Genomic DNA, 19,607 nt, shown 5'->3' with positions numbered 1-19,607 from the left:
AGAAAAGATCGACGATCCTCGTGGGTTCTGGCTCACCCAGCCCCCTGGACCCCTCCCCCGCCCTCGGCCGCGATCTGGCCGAGCATCGAGCGCGCGTGCGCGATCACGCCCTCGTTGCCCGTGTCCATCCCCCACTTCGCCGCCATGGCGGGCCAGGCCGCCCAGCGCTCCTGGGCGTGGGCCGCGAGGCCGGGCCAGGTCGCGCCGCCGGCCGCCTCGAAGCGCGCGATGCACGCGTCGAACGCGGCCTTGCTGAAGGCGCCGGCGAAGAGGGCGAGGTCGACCGAGGGGTCGCCGAGGTGGGCCTCGGTCCAGTCGAGGATCCCGGTGAGCCGGCCGCCCTCGTCGAGGAGCATGTGCCCGGGGTGGAGGTCGCCGTGCACGAGGGCGAGGTGACGCGGCCAGATCGCGTCGTTCGCGAGCCAGCGCTGCCACCGCGCCCAGAGGGCGTCGGGGGGCGAGAGCGCGGCGCGCGTCTCGTCCATGGCCCGGGCGTGGAGCTGCCGCGTGTCGTCGATGGACTTCACCGGGACGCCCGCCGCCGCGATCGCCGCCACGTCCACGCGCTGCAACGCCGCCAGGGCGTCGGCCATCGACGCGACGAACGCCTCCGAGGGCGCCGCCGGGTCGACGCGGTTCCAGCGCACGCCCGCCTCGGGGTCGATGGTGATCGCGGGCACGTCGCCGAGCCTCGGGTAGGCGATCACCTGGTCGGTGTGCACACGCCAGTCGGGGACGGCGACCGGCAAGCGCCCGCGCACGAGGGCGAGCACGCGCGCCTCGACGCGCGCGGCCTCGACGACGGCGGCCCGGCGCGGCGTGCGCACGATCCACGGCACGCCCTCCTCGTCGCGGGCGTGCACGGCGAGGAAGTCGAGCCCGGTCTGGTCGAAGCCCTCCTGCGAGGCGACGAGCCGGAGCCCCTCGCGGCGCGCCGCATCGAGGAGCGCGGCGACGGAGTCGATGGGCGCGAAGGAGGAAGGAGACGGGGGTTGGGTACGTTCGGTCATGATCGCGAGCCTCGTCGCGCGCCGCCGCTGCGGGCGGCGCGCATGGATGATGGGGAAGACTCGCGGCGCGAGCTCACGACCGGCCAGGCGTGCGTGGCATGCTCCTTCCAGGCTGCCGGGCGTGAGGCTCCGCGCCCCGGTCTTCCGCGTTGCGGGGGAATCCGAGGAAGACGGAGCACGGACGGGCACCCGCGCGCTCGCCACGCCGACCCGGCCGTGCCGGGGCTACGGGGGAGACGAGGATGCCGAGCTCAGCGCAGCCGGATGAATGCCACGGACGGAGCATCTCACGCCGCGCCCTGCGCCGCAACGGCGTTCACGGCGCTCGGCTCGACGCTGGCCGAGCGGCACGGCGGCGCCGCGAGCTCACGGCTCGGCCTCCATCCAGCCAGCGAGGGTCCCCTTCACCTGGCTACACCTTCGCCTCTCTCCCCGAGAGCTTTGCCTTCACCAGGAAGTGCGAGAACGCCCCGAGGAACTCGCTCACCGACACGCTGCCGTTCCTGTCGACGTCGCAGACCTGCAAAAACTCGTCGATATCGCCGTCCTGGAAGCCCTTCTCGCGGAACTTCGCCATGATCTCGGCGACGTCCAGGGTGCCATCCCGATTCGTGTCGATCTCCTCGAAGACCTGGAGCATCGAGTCGCGCATCATCGCTTTGAAGATCGCATCGCGGAGCTCGATCTCCAGCACGTCCAGGATGCTCCCCTCGGGAGACTCCAGGAGCCAGGGCGCCATCATCGTGGACCTCAGCACCGTCACCGTCGAGCCCGGCGACGCCGAGACCCCGAGGCGCCGCTTGTAGTCCTCGATGAAGATCTTGCCGTAATGCTCCTCGCTGAAGTCGGTCGTGCTCACGATCATCCGGTAGTGATAGATGTCGTCCCCGGGGGCGATGCTCAAGAGATCATAGATCGCCTTGTTCAAGCGGTTCATCATGTCGAGGCTGGTGTTGATCGAGCCGTCCGGGTGCTTGAAGTTGACGGCGTAGGTGAGGATGTTCTGGTCGGGACCGAGCTCCGGCAGCAGCGCCATCGCCTCGGGGTCGGCCAGGAGCTCCTCGAGGCTCGGCTTGTTGATCCGCTCGCGGATGAACTGCAGCTCGCTCTCCGCGTCGCCGCCGCCGATCTCCGCTGGGAGCCGCGGGACCGGGACGATGACGAACCGATCTTCCGGGCGGGCCAGGCAGAGGAGCCGCGCGTAGAACCTCTTGCAGTTGAACAGGGCCTTCCGGTGGAGCTGCCCGTACCCGCTCCGGGTGGGCCGGATGACCTTGTGGCTCAGGTAGACCGCGGCCACCGCGGCGCCTGGCTTCGACCCTTCGAGCCCATAGATGCCCACGGTCGGCTCCGCGTCCCCGTGGACGATGTACGGGGCCTTGAACGTCACCATGTCGCGCATCGCCGAGTTGCGGTAGCAGAGCGCCCCGGCGGGGTAAGGGACGTAGCCCGACTTGTGCGGGTCCACCGTGATCGAATCCGCCCGGCCGAGCGCCGAGAGCTGCGCCGTCACGTACCTGCTCATCCCGATCTCGGCCGCGGGCCCCGAGGGCGCGTCCTTCGCGCGCGGCCCCTCGTCGGGGCGGAGGATCGAGGCGAAATAGCCGCCCCACGCGGCGTCCGCGTGGACCGTGAACGAGAGCCCCTCCTTCTGGAATCGATGGCGCAGCTCGAGGATCCCCTTCAGCGGATCCACCGCGCTCTCCTCCGTGCTCCCGACGACGCTCACCACGGTGTAGACCGGCCGCCGCTCGTCGAGGCAGCGCTTCAAGGTCGCCTCCAGCGCGGAGAGGCTCATCCGCGCGTCGCAGTCCACGGGGATGTCGAGCACGTTCGCCGAGCCGATGCCCAGCACCGCCGCGGCCTTGGGGAATGAGTAATGCTTCGTGGCGGGGACGAGGAACACGGGCGAGCACGGCAGGTCCGCCCCACACCGCCGGTAGAGCTCCTGGATCCCGAGGTGCTGGAGGGAGTGGCCCGCCATCGCGGCCGTGATCGTGTCGCTCGGGATGCCGTACTCCTGCGTGAGGCGCGCGGGCAGGGCGAGGATCTCGTCCACCTTGAGGTTCAGGAGCGACCAGGCGTCGAGCGCGCCGAGCAGCGCGCGCCTGCCGTCGCACGTGGTCACGACGAGCTCGCGCGCCGCCGCGAGGCTCGGCTCGGACTTCAGCGCGTCCCGGAGCGACAGCGGGTAGAACTTCAGGTTCCTGGCGGACCAGATCGCCTCGATGTTCGCGACCGTGCCGCCGCAGGTGATGTGCCCCCAGGGTCGAACGGCCTGCTCGCCGGCGCCGTCGTCCGGCAGCGGATAGCCGAGCATCCGGCAGAGATCGTCGCCCACGATCATCTCCAGGATCGTGGTCGCCGTGGACCCTTCGAACGCGACGTTGTTGGGGTTGTAGAGCATCGCGGCGAAGTAGCCGAGCACGCTGGGGATCGAGGTGTCCCAGTTCATGTGCCCCTGGTACCGATCGCTGAAGAAGGGCACCGATTTCTTGAGGAACGACATGAGCGACCGGAAGTTGTCCTTCAGCGAGTCCATCGCGTGGAGGTAGGCCGGGTGTCGCTTGGACTGCTCGGTGATGTGCGTGGGATCCTGAGGGTGGAAATTCCGCCGCCAGAACGAGTGGTCCCGGATGGCCTCGACGATGAGCCTCTCGAGCTCGTCGGCGTTCTCGGCCTTCGGGCCCAGAAACCACGCCTCCGGCGCCCTGGTCCCGGCCCCTTTGAGGAACGGCCCGTCGCCGAATTGAAGGTATTGTTTCATCCTGGATCTGTCGTTCGACGCCCGCCCGCTCATGATGGTTTTGCTCCTCTGTGGTCGCCGTCTCGAGGGATCTCGCAACGAGGGTGGCCAGACGGTACAAGGTCACCTTGGCCACGGTCAAGCCGGCGCGATCCGCCCTGGGCCGGTGATGACCCGGCGTGAACTGCGGTACGGGCTACATCGGCTTACCTCTGGCAGGCCAGCGACGCGAGCGCTCATTCCGGCGGTGTCCATTCATGGGAAGAGGACCGCAAGGGCGCAAAGGACGCAAGGGGAAGAGACGAGTACAGATCCATCTCTGTCCCGTTGCGCCTCTTGCGCCCTTGCGGCATCTCCTCTTGCTGGGTGCCGTGCTCTTCCAGCTTGCTCCTCGGCGGATCCGGCGGGTGCCACAACCTGTTGACGATACCGGTCGAACCGTTTCCGCCTGCTGCTCGTCGGTATTCGTCCTCAGGCTCGCACGACGCACTGGATCCCCGGCTGCCCGTCCAGCTGCTCGCGCGCGAGGGCGAGCAGGCGCGCGCGGGCTGGCAGGCCCTCGAGGAAGCTCCGCCGGTAGGCAGGGTCGGGGATCGCGGCGGCTTGGGCGAGCAGATCGTCCCGCTCGGCTCGCAGCGCCGCGCGGGCCCCTTCGGAGTCGCCGCTCGCCTGCAGCGCAAGCACGTGGATCAGCGGCAGGTCGAACTCGTGAAGGCACGGGGATGTCCCGATACTCCGGACGCGATCCCTGATCTCGCGGGTGAGCTTGACCGCCTCCTCAGCCCGGCCCTGCGCGAGCCGGAGCTCGGCGAGGACGGTGCTCAGGGCCGCGGCGAGATAGAGCGGATGCGCCGAGGGCTCACCCAGCTCGCGGACCGCGGCCTCGGCCAGATCGAGCCGGCCCGAGCGGAGCTGCGCGGCGCAAAGGACGACGCGCATCATCGCGATCATCTGATCGACCACGGCGCCGGCAACGTCGCGGAAATAGCTCTCGAGGAGCTCGATGGCTTGCTCGTGCTTGCCCCTTTGCAGGAGCACGAACGCGAGGTGATACACGACGATGGCGCCGTGGTATCCCCTCGCGCTCTCCGAGGCGAGCGCGCGCGTGAGGCTCTGCTCGGCCTCTTCGAGGGCGCCGAGCCCCTCGTTGCTCATCTCGACGTAGATCTGAGCGTTCAAGAGATAGCGTCGGTCTCCGCCGAGCTCGAAGCATCTGAGCGCTTCTCGGTTGTGGCTGAGCGCTCGAAACGCATCGCGCTCCGCGTGGCGGCTCCAGGCCCCACGCGAGAGCTCCAGCCAGCCCCGGATCGACGCGTCGACTCCCCCTGCCTCCGCGACGAAGCGCTCCATGCGCTGCAGGCAGCCGTGAGCCGCGTCGCGCATGCCCGCGAGCAGGAGCGTGTAGGTGACTTGCTCGTACGCCATCATGACCCAGAAGAGCCCCGAACGAGGCGGCTCCAAGGTCGATAGGCGCTGCATCAGGCCACCCAGCAACTCGGACCGCCCGCTGTTCCAGACGGAAATAAGGGCAAACCCCAGCGCGCGGCAGTAGCTCGCGCTCGACGGGTCGGCCACCGAGAGCGCCTGAGAGGCCCACTCATACGCGCTCACGTGGTCCGACAGATATATCCCCGCCTCGGCCTGGACCGCGCGGAGCGCCCCCACCGTCTCCACCGAGGCCCCGCAGGCGATGCCGCGCTCGGCGCGATCGATCGCCACCCTGAGATCGGCGCCGCGCAGGGCCTGCTCCGCGGCCGCGAGGTAGAACTCGGCGGCGCGCGCGCCCTCGCCGCCGCGCTCGAAATGCTCGGCCAGCACCACGGGATCCCGCTCGCCGGCCCGTTCCAGCCATGCGCCCGCGAGCTTGTGCCCGAGCGGCCGATCGCGGTCGGCGAGCATGGCATAGGCGCCCTCGCGGAGCAGCGCGTGACGGAGCGCGTACTCCTCCTCGCCCGCGAAGCGGGACTGGATCCGCCACGTGATGAGCTCGTCGTCGCAGAGCTGCGCGAGGCAGGCGTCCACCGGCTCATCCTCCCCCAGGAGCGCGCGTACACCTCCCTTCCAGAACACCTCGCCAAAGATGCTCGCTGCCCGGAGCAGCCGCCGCGCCTCGGGCGCGAGCGCCGCGAGGCGCGCCTCCACCATGCCCAGCACGGTGTCGGGCAGCGTCTCCCCTCGCCCCTCGGCCACCGCGCGGATCAGCTCCTCGATGTAAAACGCGTTCCCTCCCGACCGCTCGACGATCGCCGCGACCTGGGAGGGCTCCACGGCCCCGCCGAGCATGCGCTGCACGAGCTCGGCCGCCGCGCGCCGCGAGAGCTCGTTGAGGCGGATCTGGTGGGCGTTCCGCGTCGCCCAAAGCCTCGGGAAGGCGTCGTGCACGGACGGGCGCGCGAAGGCGATCACCGCGAACGGCCGATCGTCGAGATCGCGCAGCGCCGCGTCGACGATCTTGATCGAGGGCGCGTCTCCCCAGTGGAGATCCTCGAGCACCAGGAGGACCGGTCGCGTGCCCGCCACGGCGGCGATGAGGCGGACGTACGCCGCTTCCACCTGCTCGGCCATCAGCTGCGGGCTCTGCCGGGCGGCGCGCAGCCGAGGGCTGTCCTCGTCCGGAAATGGCGTGCCCACGAGCTCGCCCAGGAACTCCGCAATCTGCCTCGCCTCTTCGCCCGAATGAAAGAGGGAGACGAGGTGCTTTATCTTCTCCTGCTGGGAGGAGAGCGTCTCACCGGCCGTGATCGCGAGGGCGCCGCGCAGCGCCTCCGACAGCATCGCGAAGGCCGAGCCCGCGCCGAGCGCGTCGGGGCGGGCCATCGCGAGCGCCACGTCGGGGTGGCGTCCCCGGACCACGCGGACGATCTCCTGCCGCAGGCGCGACTTGCCCATGCCAGGGGGCGCCGTCACAAGGAGCGCGACCGGGCGCCGCTCCTCGAAGCTGCCCTCGATCAGGTCGACGACGCTCCGGAGCTCCCGGTCGCGGCCGACGAAAGGGCTCGGCTTGCCGAGGAGGGTGCGCGACTCATCTCCGATCGGCCGCACGTCCTGGAGCAGGATGCGGCCCGCCTCCTCGACAACCTGGAAGCGCGAATCGAGCAGCGCGCGGGTGACGTCGTCGATACGCACCAGCGAGCTCCTGCCCCCGAGACCGCGCGCCTCGTCGAGCAACGCCGCTGCCCGCTCCAGAGCCTCCCCCACGGGCAGCCGGTTGGTCGCCTCGCCGCGGCCCGTCACCAGCACGATCGCCGCGTCCGTCGCTGACCTCACCCAGAGCGCGCAGCGCGCCCCCGCCGCCGCTTGATCCGTCACGCTGCCCTCGCCGAGCAGCACCGCCACGACGACGCCGTTCGCGAGCTCCTCGACCCGCGCGCCGAGCGGCACCGCCGCGCGCCGCACGGCGTCGACGAAGCCCCGCGGCGAGCCTCGGGCGCGCCTCGTCCGTGCGGTGGGAATCGTCTCCTCACCGACAATCGTCCGGGCCTCGTCGCCCCGCTGATCGAGCGCCGGCGCCACCGCCACGATGGACACGAGCCGCCGCTCCGCGCGGGTGATCGACGGGGGACCGGCGCGCACCTCGGCGCGACTGCGCGGCTCCGCGTCAGCGCCCATCGACCGGAGGGCCGCGAGCACGGCCGCCCCGTCCGCGGGGCGCTCCGCGGGTTCTTTCGCGAGCATCCGCTCGACCAGGTCCGCGAGGCCTGCGGGCACGTCCGGCCGGAGCTCGAGCAGGCGCGGCGGCTCTTCGAGGAGGAGCTTCGCGAGCAGCGCCATGAGGTGCTCCCCCTGGAATGCGGGCTTGCCCGTCAAGCACTCGAACAGCACACACCCGAGCGCGAAGACGTCCACCGGCGGGCCCACCTCGCGCTCCGCGCGCGCCTGCTCCGGCGCCATGTACCCAGGGGTCCCGAGGATCGATCCCGTCTGCGTCAGGCGCCTCGTCGCCCCCGATTGCCACGCTATGCCGAAATCGAGCACCTTCACCCGGTCGATCTCGCCGCCGACCAGGAGCAGGTTGTTCGGCTTGATATCGCGGTGCACGATGCCGCGGACGTGGGCCTCTGCAAGCGCGCTCGCGACGTGGTGGGCGAGGCTGAGGCTCTCCTCGAGCGTCAGGCCCGCGCCGTCGAGCCGGTCGGCGAGGGTCTCGCCGTCGAGCCACTCCATCGCGAGGTAAGGCTCGCCCGAAGGCCCGACCCCGTGCGCAACGTAATGCACCACGTGCGGGTGCGAGAGCCCCGCGAGGATGCGCGCCTCGTGCCGGAACCTGGCGGTATCGCCGTCGCTCACGCGGGTGAGGAGCTTGAGCGCCACCGGCCGGCCCGTCATCCCGTCGAGCGCACGCCACACCGTCCCCATTCCCCCCGAGCCTGCGCGTGCCACGAGCTCGAAACGGCCGCTGAAGAGCTGCCCCCTGTGCATCGAAAGGCGAGCGTGCCGCCGCGGTGATCAGGGCTCAAGAGATTTTGCCCGGTAAGGGCGCGGTGACGCATGTGGGCGAGCGTGAGCTCCACCGGTGCCCACTCTCGAAGCTTGGCTCGTCGTGTTGGAGTGAGTTGATGTCCCCGGGGATTACTTCGCAGAGCTTCGTCCTCCGCAATGGACATGGTCCACCCTCGCCCAGAGGCGGCCTGGGTGCACGTGGAGCAACAGGGCATTCCCTGCACACTTCTGGATCGAGCTCGACGGTATCATCGGGTTCGCGTCCGGCCGTCCCGCGCATCAGGCGCTCGAGGAGGTGCGCGAGGGAGGCGTCGGCCGGTGGGGCCGCGAGATCGTGTACGGGAGCTCGGGGCTGATCTCTGATGACCGGCTCTCGTCCAGACGTCTGGCCGCGCATACCGTCAATCACCTCCCGCAGGGCGCATCTGGCCGCCCAAGGCCTCGCTGTCGTCCGCGAGGGCGAGCAGGCGCGCGAGCACGACCTCGAGCCACCCCACCGTGCGCCCGCACCGGCCGGCGCCCCGCGGCGCCGGCTCCCCGGCCCCGAGCGCCCGCGCCCCGCTGGCGATGCCGCCGGGGCGCCGCCGCAGGTGTCGCATGCAGAGGTCGCGCAGGTCGACGAACGGCGGGCGCCGGAGGCCCTCCTGCGCGAGCAGGTCGACCGTGAAGACGCCCCAGGTGCCCAGCACGCCGTCGCCGACGAAGGCGCGGAACCGGGCCAGGGCGGCGCCCGCGTCCTCGCCGTCGCGCAGGCGGGCCTCGGGCACCTCGAGCTGGTGCGCGACGCTCGGGCCCAGCGGGCGCCGCGGCCGGAGGAACGCCTCGAAGCGCTCGCCCGAGGCGCGGCACGCCACGAGGTGCACGAGCTCGGACCTGGGCTCGACCGCGCCGTCGGCCGCCGGCCACCCGGCGTTGGCGCCGCCGTCGACGAGCACCACGCTCGCCGGGTCCGCGAGGTGGGGGCGCAGCGCCGAGAGCGGCGGGGGCGCCTGGGCGCGCCGCTTCCGCGGGGCCGTGCTCCGCGCCTGGTGCTCGATCTGCCGGTCGACCATGAACGCGAAGGCCCGCAGCATCGCGTCGAAGCGCGCGGGCTCGCCCTCGAGCGCGCCGAGCGCGCTGGCCACCGCCTCGACCGTGGCGAGGCACTCGGGCCGCGGCTCCCTGCGGATGCGGTAGTTGCCCGGCGCCCGGGGCGTGACGCCGATGCGGCGCACCGCGGCCAGGCGGGGGTTCAGCGCGAGCATCTTCCTCGCCTGCCACCACGTGCCGTCGACGACGATGAGCGAGCGCACCGGCGCATCGTCCGCCGGGCGCGCGTCGCCCCCGGGATAGAGCACGGCCGTCGTCGGATCGGCGGCGAGGGCGGCGATCCTGGGGTCGTCTTCGAAGACCACCCCTTCGTGCAGCTCGGAGTTGGGCAGGGAGAGGTGGGTCATGCGCGCCGTGCCGATGCCCACGCGCCGCTCGCGCGGGTGCTGGAGGAGCACGACCCGGGTCCTCGTCGGCAAGGAGGGCAGGAGCGCGCAGTAGCAGACCGGACGGGGGCGCCGGCAGCGCCAGCAGACGTCGCGCATGGGGGCACCCTAGAGCACCGGCCGGGGCGATCGACCGAGAAATGAACCGCCGAGGGCGCCACGACGAGAACAAGATGCTGGCGTCCGCGCGCCTTGGCGAGGCCGAGCCCCCTCGAGGAGCCGGGCGTGAGCGGTCAGGAAGGTCTATCCCGGCAGGGCATCGGCTCGCGACCCGCGCCGCGCGGAGCGGCGCGGCGCGGTGACCGGGCTCAATCGACGGCGGGCGGCTGCGGCCCTGGGACGATGCCGGCGATATCCGGATCTTCACCCGGCGCCAGACCGCCGCTCGATCCCTTGTCATTGCGGCGCTCGAGGCGGTTCGCCGTCTTCTCGCGCTGCTTCTCGATACGGGCGCGCTCTTTCTGGCGCTTCAACGCGGTCTGTCGTTGCATGATGACTCCAGCCTCAGGACGCCTTTGATTGGGCATCCTGAAATGGGCTTCTCGGTGAGATCTGTCGGCGCACGCCCGGACAGACCGACATGTGGTTGCGGTCGTCCCGGAGCGTGTGCCCACACGTCACACGAGCAGCCTGGTTTCTCTGGCACGTTCGACGAGACGAGCACGCGGAGAGGCCCTCTCCCGCGCGCTCGGTAGCCCGCTCGAGCTCGACTGGCTCCTGCGCAGGCTCACGGGGTGACAAAAAAAGCGGCGGACCTCCAGGGGTCCGCCGCCCTATTTCGACGGGACGAGCGGCGCGATCAGTAACGACCGCGCCCGCCGCCACCGCCGAAGCCGCCGCGTCCGCCGCCGCTCGGGCGCTCCTGCGCCTCGTTGACCTTGAGCGCGCGCCCGTCGAGCATCAAGCCGTTGAGCTGCGAGATCGCGCTGTTCGCATCCTGGGCCGAGCCCATCGTGACGAACGCGAACCCGCGCAGCTGGCCGGTCTCGCGGTCGGTCGGCATCGAGATCTCGCGGACCTCGCCGCTGCCGGAGAACGCGCTCTCGAGAGACTCGCGCGTGGTGTTGTACGAGAGATTGCCGACGTAAAGACGATTACCCATGACACATTGCTTTCACGGCCTGCAGCTGCGCTCGTGAGCGCTCATTCGCCTGCCATTCGATGAAGCCGTTGCGGATCGAACGGTGACGTGCCGCGCGGCGAATCCCGCGCAGGCACACGGTGCGTCGTCCAGTCATCCGCGCGAGCAACGCCCCCCTCATGCAGAGGGAGAAAAAGCATCGTGTCGAGGGCCAGTGACGTCGTGAGGGAGGCAAGGTACTCCGGCACGGCGTGGTGCGCAAGGCATACCATGCAAGATTCTTCCATGCGCGGCGCGTCCCGGGCGATCTGCGAGAAGTCAGGGCAAAGGCGCGGACGGCCCTTGCAGAAGGCGGCGCCGATCCGCCGGTGATGAGCCCGCCGCCGTGGCCGGCCTCCAGAAGTACTCCCTTGTATCCAACGTCACGGTGACGCCGCTGGCGAACGGGAGCAGCGGCGAGATCGGTGGCCTATGCCGACCGCGCGGGCACGACCACCCAGCTCTTCTCAGCATGGCGTGGTCCTCGCGGGGGATGCGGCCGAGGGTTCGGCCGTCTGCTCGTCCTTCCAGTACGTCGAAACGTCGTTCCCCCACAACAGCCCGCGCCCGGCAGCGGCCGCCATCCCGGCGACGGTGCGGAGGAACGCGAGGCTCAACTGCTCGAAAGAGTACGGCGGGGGAACCTCGTACCCCCCGTCCCGCCGGAAGCCCTCCATCGCCGCGAACGACGACTCGAACCGGGGCAGGTCCAGCCCCCGGAGGTGCGCGTGGAACGCCTCCGTCTCACCCGCGGTCAGCCAGCCGTGGATGCCGTCCGAGTTGGCGAACTGGTAGCCGACCACGAAGCCTCGGTACTCCAGCTTCCGGAGGCCATCGAACACCGGGTGTTCGGGGCTGAAGCCCGCGGCGGCCAGGGTATCGGCGTACCACAGCGGGCTGACCGTCCGCCCCAGGAACTGCCCCGGCCCGAGGCACTGATCGACGACGCACGCCTCCAGAAGGAAGTTGAAGCTCTCCGCCGCCGCCGGCTGCCGCGATCGGTGGAGCGGGCAGAGCTCCCTTGCGGGACAGGTGGCGGATGGGCAAGCCCGCGGCTCCCAGCTGTACGACCATGGATCGGCCCCCGACCCGGCGAACGAGAAGTCAGCGCCGAGGTAGTCGCATACAGCGTCGAAGGAGAAGCCGAGCCCCCGGATGCGGGGGAAGTCGAACTCCCAAACACCGCCAGCGAGCCGGCGGAGCAAATCGTCGAGCCATCCGTCGGCCCCACCCGTCTGGACGAAGCGCCGGAGAGCAGGGACGACACGCTCCCGATAGGCCGCGTCGTCGAAGATGTAGGCTACGGCGTCTGATCCCATGTTCCGAAGCCGCCTCCTGCGGCCGAACGCTTGAGCTCACCCGAGCGCGCGAGCGGGCGAAGCCCGCTGTAGCACTTCGGGTGCAGCGGAGGGTCAGGCGGCACTCTTGCGCTACTGGGGCCGGAAGTGCCGTTCATAGACCTCCACCTCCGAGGTGAGCTCACCCCACGCGCGGCGTGTGCGCGCAAAAACATGACGGAACTTGATGTGCTTGGTGTCCAGGAATGCCGCATCATCAAACGTGCCTGCCGGCACTGTGCGGACGCCAGGCACGGCCTCCAGCGTGAACCCGAGGTTCGAACCGCAACGAGGGCAGAAGTAGACCTCTAGCCATCGGCCTGACTCGTCCGATGTATGACGGTAGCTGGCCGGAGCGAGGCCTGAGAAACTGACGTTCTGCTCTTGAAACACCACCTCGACCCCAAACGCTGTGCCGGTACGACGCTGACACCATAGGCAGTGGCAGACCGTGACGCGCTCGGGCTCACCGACGCAGACGTACCGGACAGAGCCGCAGACACATTGACCGGAGCGCTCCATGGGCATCGGGTGCAGCCTGACTATCCGTCGATGGGTCAACCAAAGCCGCCGGACCAGGTCTATCTAGCTCGTCGCCTTTCGTGACCTCCCCACGGAAAGTCTCACGGATCGGCGCTGAGTCGCAAGGCCCAAATGCTGTCCAGCGCTACAGGGTGAATCCGTCGAACTCCGGCGGCGGTCGCAGCCTTCCCGGAGGGTCGAGGGCGCCTGGAGGGGAGGAGACGCGCCGTGGTGAGGAGCACGAGGAGATCCTCGCGGCGGGCAGAGGCGCGGTCAAGGCGGCGCGGTCCGTTGACAGACGGGCGGCGCCGCGCAGCCGCGCCCGCGGCACAACGGCAGGTCGTCCGGCATCCGTCTCCGTACCGGAAGGAGCAAAGCATGGAGCTCGGCGCGTTTTCGATCAGCCTGGCTGTCAAGGATCTCGAGGCTTCGAGGAGGTTCTACGAGAAGTTCGGTTTCAAGGCCTTCGCCGGGGATGCCGCGCAGAACTGGCTGCTCTTGAAGGACTGCGACCGCGTGATCGGGCTGTTTCAGGGGATGTTCGAGAAGAACATCCTCACCTCCAACCCCGGCTGGGACCAGAACGCCCAGAAGCTCGCCTCATTCACCGATATCCGCGACCTGCAGCGCCAGCTGAAGGCACAAGGGGTACAATTGCCACGTCGCCGGCGCGGCGCGGGGGAGGGCTACGCGTCCCACGCGATGGGGAGCGAGTCGAACGCGCGCATGAGGATAAACGGGCTCCGGCGCGCGGGGTCCTTCCCGCGCCGCAGGCCGGGCAGCCGCTCGAGGAGCTCTTCGAGCGCGATCTTCGCCTCCGTGCGCGCCAGCAGCGAGCCGACGCAGAAGTGGATGCCCTTGCCGAAGGCGAGGTGCTTGCCCGTGTCCCTGCGGTGGATGTCGAAGCGCTCGCCGTCGGCGAACTCCGCCTCGTCCCGGTTCCCCGACGCATACAGCAGGTACACCCGTGCGCCTTTCGGGATACGGACCCCGGCCACCTCGGCATCCGCCGTCACCGCCCGGAAGAAGCCGCGGACCGGGGACTCGCAGCGCAGCATCTCGTCGATCGCGCCCGGGATCAGCGACGGGTCCCCGCGCAGCGCCTCTGCCACCTCCGGGTGCGCGAGCAAGAGGTCGATCCCGCTCGCGAGCAGGGCCGTCGTCGTCTCGTGCCCGGCGGCCAGCAGATCCATCGCGTTGCAGACCGCCTCCTGCATGCTCAGCGCCGCGCTCCCGCCGATCTCCTCCGGGACGAGGAGCGAGAGCAGATCCTCCCGCGGCTCGGCGCGGCGCGCCTCGATCTGGGCCTGGAAATAGCGCTGCATCGCCACGTATCCGCGGGCGCTCGCCACCTGCGCCTCTGGCGGCGCGCTCCCCGCCATCAGCGCCTGCTTGTCCTCGTGCCACGCCCTGAGCTGCTTCATCTCGGAGCGCGGCACCCCGAGCAGATCGCAGATGACGTACCCCGGCAGCGGCAGGGCGATCTGCGAGACCAGCTCGGCGTGCCCATCGCGGATGAAGGCGTCGATCAGCTCCCGCGTGAGCTCGCGGATGTGCCCCTCCAGCGCCGCCACGCGCAGCGGGGTGAAGGCCTTGCCGAAGACGGCGCGCACGCGCGTGTGATCGGGCGGGTCGCTCTGCACGAGCGAGGTGAACTCCTCGTACCCCTCGCGGAGGACCGCGCGGACCTCGGGGATCGGCTCGGCCCTGACGTAGAGCGAGTTGAAGGACGAGAACCGGCCCGTGTCCCGCAGGACGGCCGCGATGTCGGCGTACCTGGTGACGACCCACACGTCGAGCTGGGGGCTATAGAAGACCGGCTCCTCGCGCCGCGCGCGCGCGTAGATCGGGTAAGGGTCCTCGATCTGCTCGGGGAGGAAAGGGTTGAAGAGCTCGCCGAGGGAGCCCCTCGGCGGCGGCGGGATCTGCTCCGGAGCTGCCTTCACGATGTCGCCTCCTGGACGGCCCTGGGGAGGAGCGGGCCGAGCCCGGAGGATACCTCATCGATGACGCCCTCCGGGACGGCGCGATCACCTGCTCCAGGCGGCGCCAGCGCTGGCACGGGACGCGGCACATGCCAGCGCGGTGCCAGCGAATGCATGTCCACCGCGACAGTCCCGTCAGCCAAGGCGCGCGCCCCCGCAAGGGGGCTGTCACTTCCGTGGTGTCTTGTCGCCTCACGCGGTCGCAGCAGGTCCGGGTTGACGCCCTCGAAGCGGCTGTGTTCCATGCCTCGAGATGGTTCGAAAGGTGGTTTTCCCGGTCTCTGCGCTGCTGCTCGCGGTCGCCTGCGCCTCCACGCACGTCGCGCCGGAGCAGCCGGCGAGCTCGTCACGTGTCCTGCGTTCAGGGGCGCGGTCCGCGGCGAGCTCGATCGCCGGCCCGACCACCCTGTCGACGGCAGCTCCAGCGGCGCCGTCTGCCGCGGTGCTCGCCGCGCCGGCGCCGCCCGCCCCGACCCCGGCGCGGGCCTCTGCCAGGTCCGTCGAGCCCGTCGAGGACCTGCGCCTCAAGCCGCTGGGCGACGTCGCGGTCAGCGGCCCGCGCGCCGCCAGCGAGGAGGTGAAACAGCTGCGCGCCATCTGCCGCCGCGTGATCGAGGATCCGCGAACAGGGCGGCTCGGCTGTGCAGAGATAGCCGGCGCGGGACGTCACGACAATGGCATCGGCACGATCTGGGTATCCTCGGCGCGCGGGCACTTCACGCGCGCCGGCGCCGATGAGGCGATTGTCGTCGCCACCGATCCGGGCGCGGGCTGGGCCACGCGCCTGTTTCTGCTGGAGCAGCGGTCGTCGCGGTGGTGGGTGGTGAACGTTCACGAAGCGGACTCGCAGCCGACCCGCGTGCAACGCTTGCGCGCTGCCGGCGGCCGCGAGCTCTTCGTCGCGACCTGGATCACCGCTGGCACGCCGCGCCCGAGCGCGGTGAGAGCGCTGCGCTTTTCGCGTGAGAAGGTGGAGGTGGCGATGCTCGGCCCGGCGCTCACCCCGTTCATGCCGTGCATGTCCGCGCCGGCCTCGATGCTCGACAACGTGCAGCTGCGCGACGCAGACGGCGACGGGCGGACCGATGTCGTGCTGGCGATCCACGAGCTCGTCACGCCGACCCCCGCCGAAGCGCAGCGCCTGCAGCAGGCGTGCGGCGAGGGGCGTGACGCGTCGCTGCGCGAGCGGCGCGCGAGCCTGATCTTTCCGTTCGACGGATCGAGCTTTCGCGCGACGCCTGCGACCATCAAGAAGCTAGAGGCGCTGGGAGAGAGCGTTGCCGGGCCCGTGCCGTGGGAAGAACGCAGCTGGCAGCTCGGTGAGCTGCCGGCCAGGTGACACGGGGCATCGCATGGCGTACGGTTGATGAAAGCGGGTCAGAGCGCTCGGATACGTCGATTCGAGAGGGCGCTCTCCGCGCGCCGTGCGCTGAAAGGGACGCTCGAGGCGGACGGCGATACAAACGGTGGCCTTTGCTGCGAAACCCCGCCGCCGATGACGTTCGCGGCGTGCGACCAGGCTGGCGGACGGAGGTTGCTGGATCCAGGCGACGGATCCAGCTACGTCGCAGGCTGCGAGGAGGGTTCGAGCCTGATTGGCTGGCTCACGGCGTGCGAGGGCTCATCCTGCGGCGAGGGTGGCATCTGTTGCCGGCCGTGACGGGCGGGCATGACGGACAGGCACGGCGCTCTCAGAACTTGCCCCCCAGCGCGACGCGGACCGTCGCGAGCTTGCCCTGCTCCAGGCCGAACCCGAGCGGCGCGTCCAGCGCCACGAGCAGCCCGGCCCGGAAGTACAGGCCCGACGTGGGCGGCTCCATCCCTACGAACGGCTCGGCCGCGAGCGCCACCTTGTCGGTCCGCGTGAGCGGGAACGCGGCCTGGAGCCGCGCGCCGACCCCGAACCCGCCCAGGCTGCGCAGCTCCGCCTCGCTGGCGTGCTCGATGAAGACCTCCGTCTCCCCGTCAGCGGTGGGGATGGCGAACATCGCCACGAGATCGCTCCGCACATAGAACGCCTCGATCGGGCGCAGCTCGACGCCGCCGCGGGCGCGCAGCGGGACGTGCTCCAGGAGCGTCCGCTGCGCGTCGAAGTACCCGCGCACGGCCAGCGCCGCCGCCGCGGCCGCCGCCGTGTCGTCGGACGGGTCCTGCGTGATCGGGATGGAGGCCGAGAGCCCGCCGATGACCATCAGCGTGGGGAAGACGCTCGCGACGTAGTGGAGCCCTATCGAGGGGTTGCCGAAGAAGAACCCCTCGAGCTCCGGCGCGACGGTCGCCGCGTCGCCCACCGCCGCGTCGGGCGGCCTCGCCTGGCTGCTCCCGTACGCGAACGGCAGCTCGGCGTCGAGGTGGAGCCCCGCGAACAGCGGGATCTGGGCGACCGCCGCGAAGGACGCCGCGAAAGAGCTCGCCTCCCCGCCGGCGCTCGCCTCGCCGGCGCTCGCCCCGTCGCCGCTCGCCGCCTCCCGGCGCGGGAGGTTCGCCTCGATGGTGCTGACGAGCACGTCCGCCTCCACGCCGAGACGGAAGCCACGGGACTTCGCCCAATCCTCGTCCTTGACGGTCTCCTCGGCGAGCGCCGGCGCGGCGGCCGGGAGCAGGAGACAGAGGGCGGCGAGGGACAAGGCAAGCGGACGCATACGGATATCTTAGCGAGTTCTCCGGACCGGGGCCCTCCGGCGGGACCCTGGACCAGCAGGAGCCCCCGGTCGTCCCGCTCCGCCGAGGCCGGCCGGCGGAGGGATTTTTCTCGCGGGAGCGCGCGCCTCCCTCCGCGCGCCTCCCTCCGGTCGCGGGAGGCGTCCCCCGCGAGCACCAGCGCGTCGCGCAGCCCCGCCTGGAAGCCGCGGTGGGCGCCGCGCCGCGCCAAAGCGCGCCGTCGAAGCCGCGAGGTCCACGCCAGGCTGCGGGGGCGCAGGCATAATCCGCGACCTGGCAGACGCGCGGCGCCACGGAGGCATCGTGAACGCTCGGGTCACCCGGATCAGGGCACTTGCTCTGCGCCGGGCCGAGGCATCCCCCTCGACGCAGGTTCCACCTCGTTCGCCCGAAGGGTACGCCGCGAGAGGAGATCGACCATGTCGAGTCCATCGAAAGGAAGCTACAAGCTCGGGGGAGCGGCGCTCGTCGCCAGCGGCCTCCTGTTTCTCTTGAGGGCCGTCCTCGACCTCATCGCGGGTCCGCCTCCCTCGGGCGGACCGGAGATCCTCGCGTGGACCGCCTCGCGGGCGCCCCTCCTCGCCATCGCCAACGAGGCGCTGTTCTTCGCGGGGATGCTCCTGGTGCCGGCCATCATCGCCCTGTACTCGAGCCTCGCTGGCACCGACAAACGCGCGGCGGGCGCGGCTTGCGGGCTCATGGCGGTGGCGGCTCCGGTCATCGCCGTCCTGTGCATCGTTCACGGTCGCCTCGTGTATCCCGTATACGGTATACGCATCGGCACGCCGGACGTGGCGGCGCTCGTCATCGCCGTCTTCTACGGCGGCCTGCACGCGATCAGTCTCCTGCTGGGAGCCGCGACGCTCGTGCTCAGCCTGATCATGAGACGCGGGATCTACGGGAGATGGGTCGCGGTTCTCGGCATCGCGACGAGCGTGGCCGATGTCGTGGGCGCGTATCCGTACATCATCGGGCCCGTCCCCGCGCTCCTCTGTAATGTGCTGTTCACCGCGTGGTTCGTGGCCGTGGGATCGGTGCTCTACAAGCTGCCCGACGGCGCCGCGCTGGAGCGGACCGTTGCGCTTGCCTTGTGACCGTCCCGCAGCTCGACCCGTTCGTCACGCGCACGCCCGTCGAGGGTCGACGTCGTTCATTACGGTCATGATAAATTTCGACGCTCCCGGGAGGCTCTCGGCCCCCTCCGGGTTAAATTCAATTCTACCGGGAGGCTCGCGACACCCTCCGGGCGGCGCGCGCCTTCTCTGGACGCGACGCGCGCGGACCTACCCAGCCCGGTGGCCCCCCGTCACCCCTTCCCGCCCGCCTCCCAGGCCTCCAGCAGCTGCCGCGCGGCCCGCAGCGGGCTCAGCGCGCCGGCCTCGACCAGGCCCTCCAGCCCCGGCATCCGCTCGCGCACGGCGTCGCTCCGCAGGAACGCCTCGCGCAGGTGCCCCTCGATCAGCTCGACGAGCCAGCGGCGCGCCTGCGCGGCCCGGCGGCGGTGCAGCCAGCCGCTCTCCTGCATGTGCGCGCGGTGGCGCAGCACCAGCTCCCACGCCTCGCGGACGCCGCGGTTCTCCTGGGCCGAGCAGACGCCCACCACCGGCGCCCAGCCGTGGGGCGGCGGCGGGAACAGGTGCAGCGCGGCCTCGTACTCGCTCCGAGCGCGCGCGGCCCGGCCCTCGCTCCCGCCGTCGGCCTTGTTGATGATCACGAGGTCGACGAGCTCCATGATCCCCCGCTTCATGCCCTGAAGCTCGTCCCCGGCCCCGGGCAGCATGAGCAGCAAAAAGCAATCCGTCATGTCGGCGACCGCGACCTCGGACTGCCCGACGCCGACGGTCTCCACCAGGATGTTGCGGTAGCCGGCCGCCTCGCAGAGCACGATGGCCTGGCGCGTCGCCCGCGCCACGCCGCCGAGCGAGCCGCCCGACGGCGACGGGCGGATGAACGCCCGCCGATCGCTCGCCAGCCGCGGCATCCGCGTCTTGTCGCCGAGGATGCTCCCGCCGTGAACGGGGCTCGTCGGATCGACCGCGAGCACGGCGACCGTCTCCTCCCGCTCGCGCACGAGGTGCACGCCGAGCGCGTCGACGAACGTGCTCTTGCCGACGCCCGGCACGCCGCTGACGCCGAGGCGCACGGCGCCGCCCGCGCGCGGCAATGCGTGTGGCAAACACAGCTCCAGGACCTCCTCGGCGAGCTCCCGATGGCGGGGGAGCGCGCTCTCGGCCAGCGTGATCGCGCGCGCGAGCGCCGCGCGGTCGCCCGCGACGAGGCCGTCGACGAGCTGCCTCGGATCCGGCTTCAA

13 protein-coding genes and 1 pseudogene are annotated in these 19,607 nt (G+C 70.9%); 3 read left to right on the top strand and 11 right to left on the bottom strand.

Features of this window, described 5'->3' with window-relative positions:
- Window positions 1-32: 32 nt before the first annotated feature.
- From WME83_RS16635 to WME83_RS16600, 8 genes are all read right to left on the bottom strand, one after another.
- On the bottom strand, window positions 33-1,010 hold the full coding sequence (locus WME83_RS16635; protein ID WP_437320264.1) for a macrolide 2'-phosphotransferase: 978 nt from the start codon (window positions 1,008-1,010) through the stop codon (window positions 33-35).
- A gap of 412 nt (window positions 1,011-1,422) precedes the next feature.
- On the bottom strand, window positions 1,423-3,777 hold the full coding sequence (locus tag WME83_RS16630) for a pyridoxal-dependent decarboxylase (RefSeq protein ID WP_437320263.1): 2,355 nt from the start codon (window positions 3,775-3,777) through the stop codon (window positions 1,423-1,425).
- Window positions 3,778-4,227: 450 nt separating this feature from the next.
- Window positions 4,228-8,175 carry a protein kinase domain-containing protein gene (locus WME83_RS16625; RefSeq protein ID WP_437320262.1) on the bottom strand — a complete coding sequence of 1,316 codons (3,948 nt, stop codon included), beginning with the start codon at window positions 8,173-8,175 and terminating at the stop codon, window positions 4,228-4,230.
- A gap of 422 nt (window positions 8,176-8,597) precedes the next feature.
- Complete coding sequence (locus WME83_RS16620; protein ID WP_437320261.1) at window positions 8,598-9,770, bottom strand: DTW domain-containing protein; 1,173 nt, start codon at window positions 9,768-9,770, stop codon at window positions 8,598-8,600.
- Window positions 9,771-9,979: 209 nt separating this feature from the next.
- The gene (locus tag WME83_RS16615) at window positions 9,980-10,162 is read right to left on the bottom strand and encodes a hypothetical protein (protein ID WP_061628774.1); all 183 of its coding nucleotides are present in this window, start codon (window positions 10,160-10,162) and stop codon (window positions 9,980-9,982) included.
- A gap of 308 nt (window positions 10,163-10,470) precedes the next feature.
- Window positions 10,471-10,773 carry an RNA recognition motif domain-containing protein gene (locus WME83_RS16610; RefSeq protein ID WP_437320260.1) on the bottom strand — a complete coding sequence of 101 codons (303 nt, stop codon included), beginning with the start codon at window positions 10,771-10,773 and terminating at the stop codon, window positions 10,471-10,473.
- A 485-nt stretch (window positions 10,774-11,258) separates the two neighbouring features.
- The gene (locus WME83_RS16605; protein WP_437320259.1) at window positions 11,259-12,110 is read right to left on the bottom strand and encodes a hypothetical protein; all 852 of its coding nucleotides are present in this window, start codon (window positions 12,108-12,110) and stop codon (window positions 11,259-11,261) included.
- A gap of 111 nt (window positions 12,111-12,221) precedes the next feature.
- On the bottom strand, window positions 12,222-12,650 hold the full coding sequence (locus tag WME83_RS16600; protein ID WP_437322008.1) for a GFA family protein: 429 nt from the start codon (window positions 12,648-12,650) through the stop codon (window positions 12,222-12,224).
- Window positions 12,651-13,028: 378 nt separating this feature from the next.
- Here WME83_RS16600 and WME83_RS16595 point away from each other — a divergent pair.
- A pseudogene (locus tag WME83_RS16595) lies at window positions 13,029-13,346 on the top strand (VOC family protein); the annotation flags it as partial.
- Here the strand turns inward: WME83_RS16595 and WME83_RS16590 are convergent.
- Window positions 13,337-13,975, bottom strand: a complete 639-nt coding sequence (locus WME83_RS16590) for a cytochrome P450 (protein ID WP_437322007.1) — start codon at window positions 13,973-13,975, stop codon at window positions 13,337-13,339. The pseudogene WME83_RS16595 and the gene WME83_RS16590 overlap by 10 nt on opposite strands.
- Before the next feature lie 1,102 nt (window positions 13,976-15,077).
- Here WME83_RS16590 and WME83_RS16585 point away from each other — a divergent pair.
- The gene (locus tag WME83_RS16585) at window positions 15,078-15,974 is read left to right on the top strand and encodes a hypothetical protein (protein ID WP_437320258.1); all 897 of its coding nucleotides are present in this window, start codon (window positions 15,078-15,080) and stop codon (window positions 15,972-15,974) included.
- Window positions 15,975-16,326: 352 nt separating this feature from the next.
- Here the strand turns inward: WME83_RS16585 and WME83_RS16580 are convergent, their stop codons facing one another.
- Window positions 16,327-17,277: a hypothetical protein gene (locus WME83_RS16580; protein ID WP_437320257.1), complete on the bottom strand. Its 951-nt coding sequence runs from the start codon at window positions 17,275-17,277 to the stop codon at window positions 16,327-16,329.
- 438 nt (window positions 17,278-17,715) lie between these two features.
- On the opposite strand from WME83_RS16580, the gene WME83_RS16575 reads away from it, so the two are divergent.
- The gene (locus WME83_RS16575) at window positions 17,716-18,390 is read left to right on the top strand and encodes a hypothetical protein (protein ID WP_437320256.1); all 675 of its coding nucleotides are present in this window, start codon (window positions 17,716-17,718) and stop codon (window positions 18,388-18,390) included.
- Window positions 18,391-18,602: 212 nt separating this feature from the next.
- On the opposite strand, the gene meaB is transcribed toward WME83_RS16575, so the two are convergent.
- Complete coding sequence (meaB, locus tag WME83_RS16570) at window positions 18,603-19,607, bottom strand: methylmalonyl Co-A mutase-associated GTPase MeaB (RefSeq protein WP_437320255.1); 1,005 nt, start codon at window positions 19,605-19,607, stop codon at window positions 18,603-18,605.

Origin of the sequence: Sorangium sp. So ce385 (assembly GCF_051474135.1) — a bacterium.
In the GTDB taxonomy this organism is placed as follows: Bacteria; Myxococcota_A; Polyangia; order Polyangiales; family Polyangiaceae; genus Sorangium; species Sorangium cellulosum_D.
Note: the sequence above shows the minus strand (reverse complement) of the source record. Positions and strands in the feature narration are given on the sequence as shown.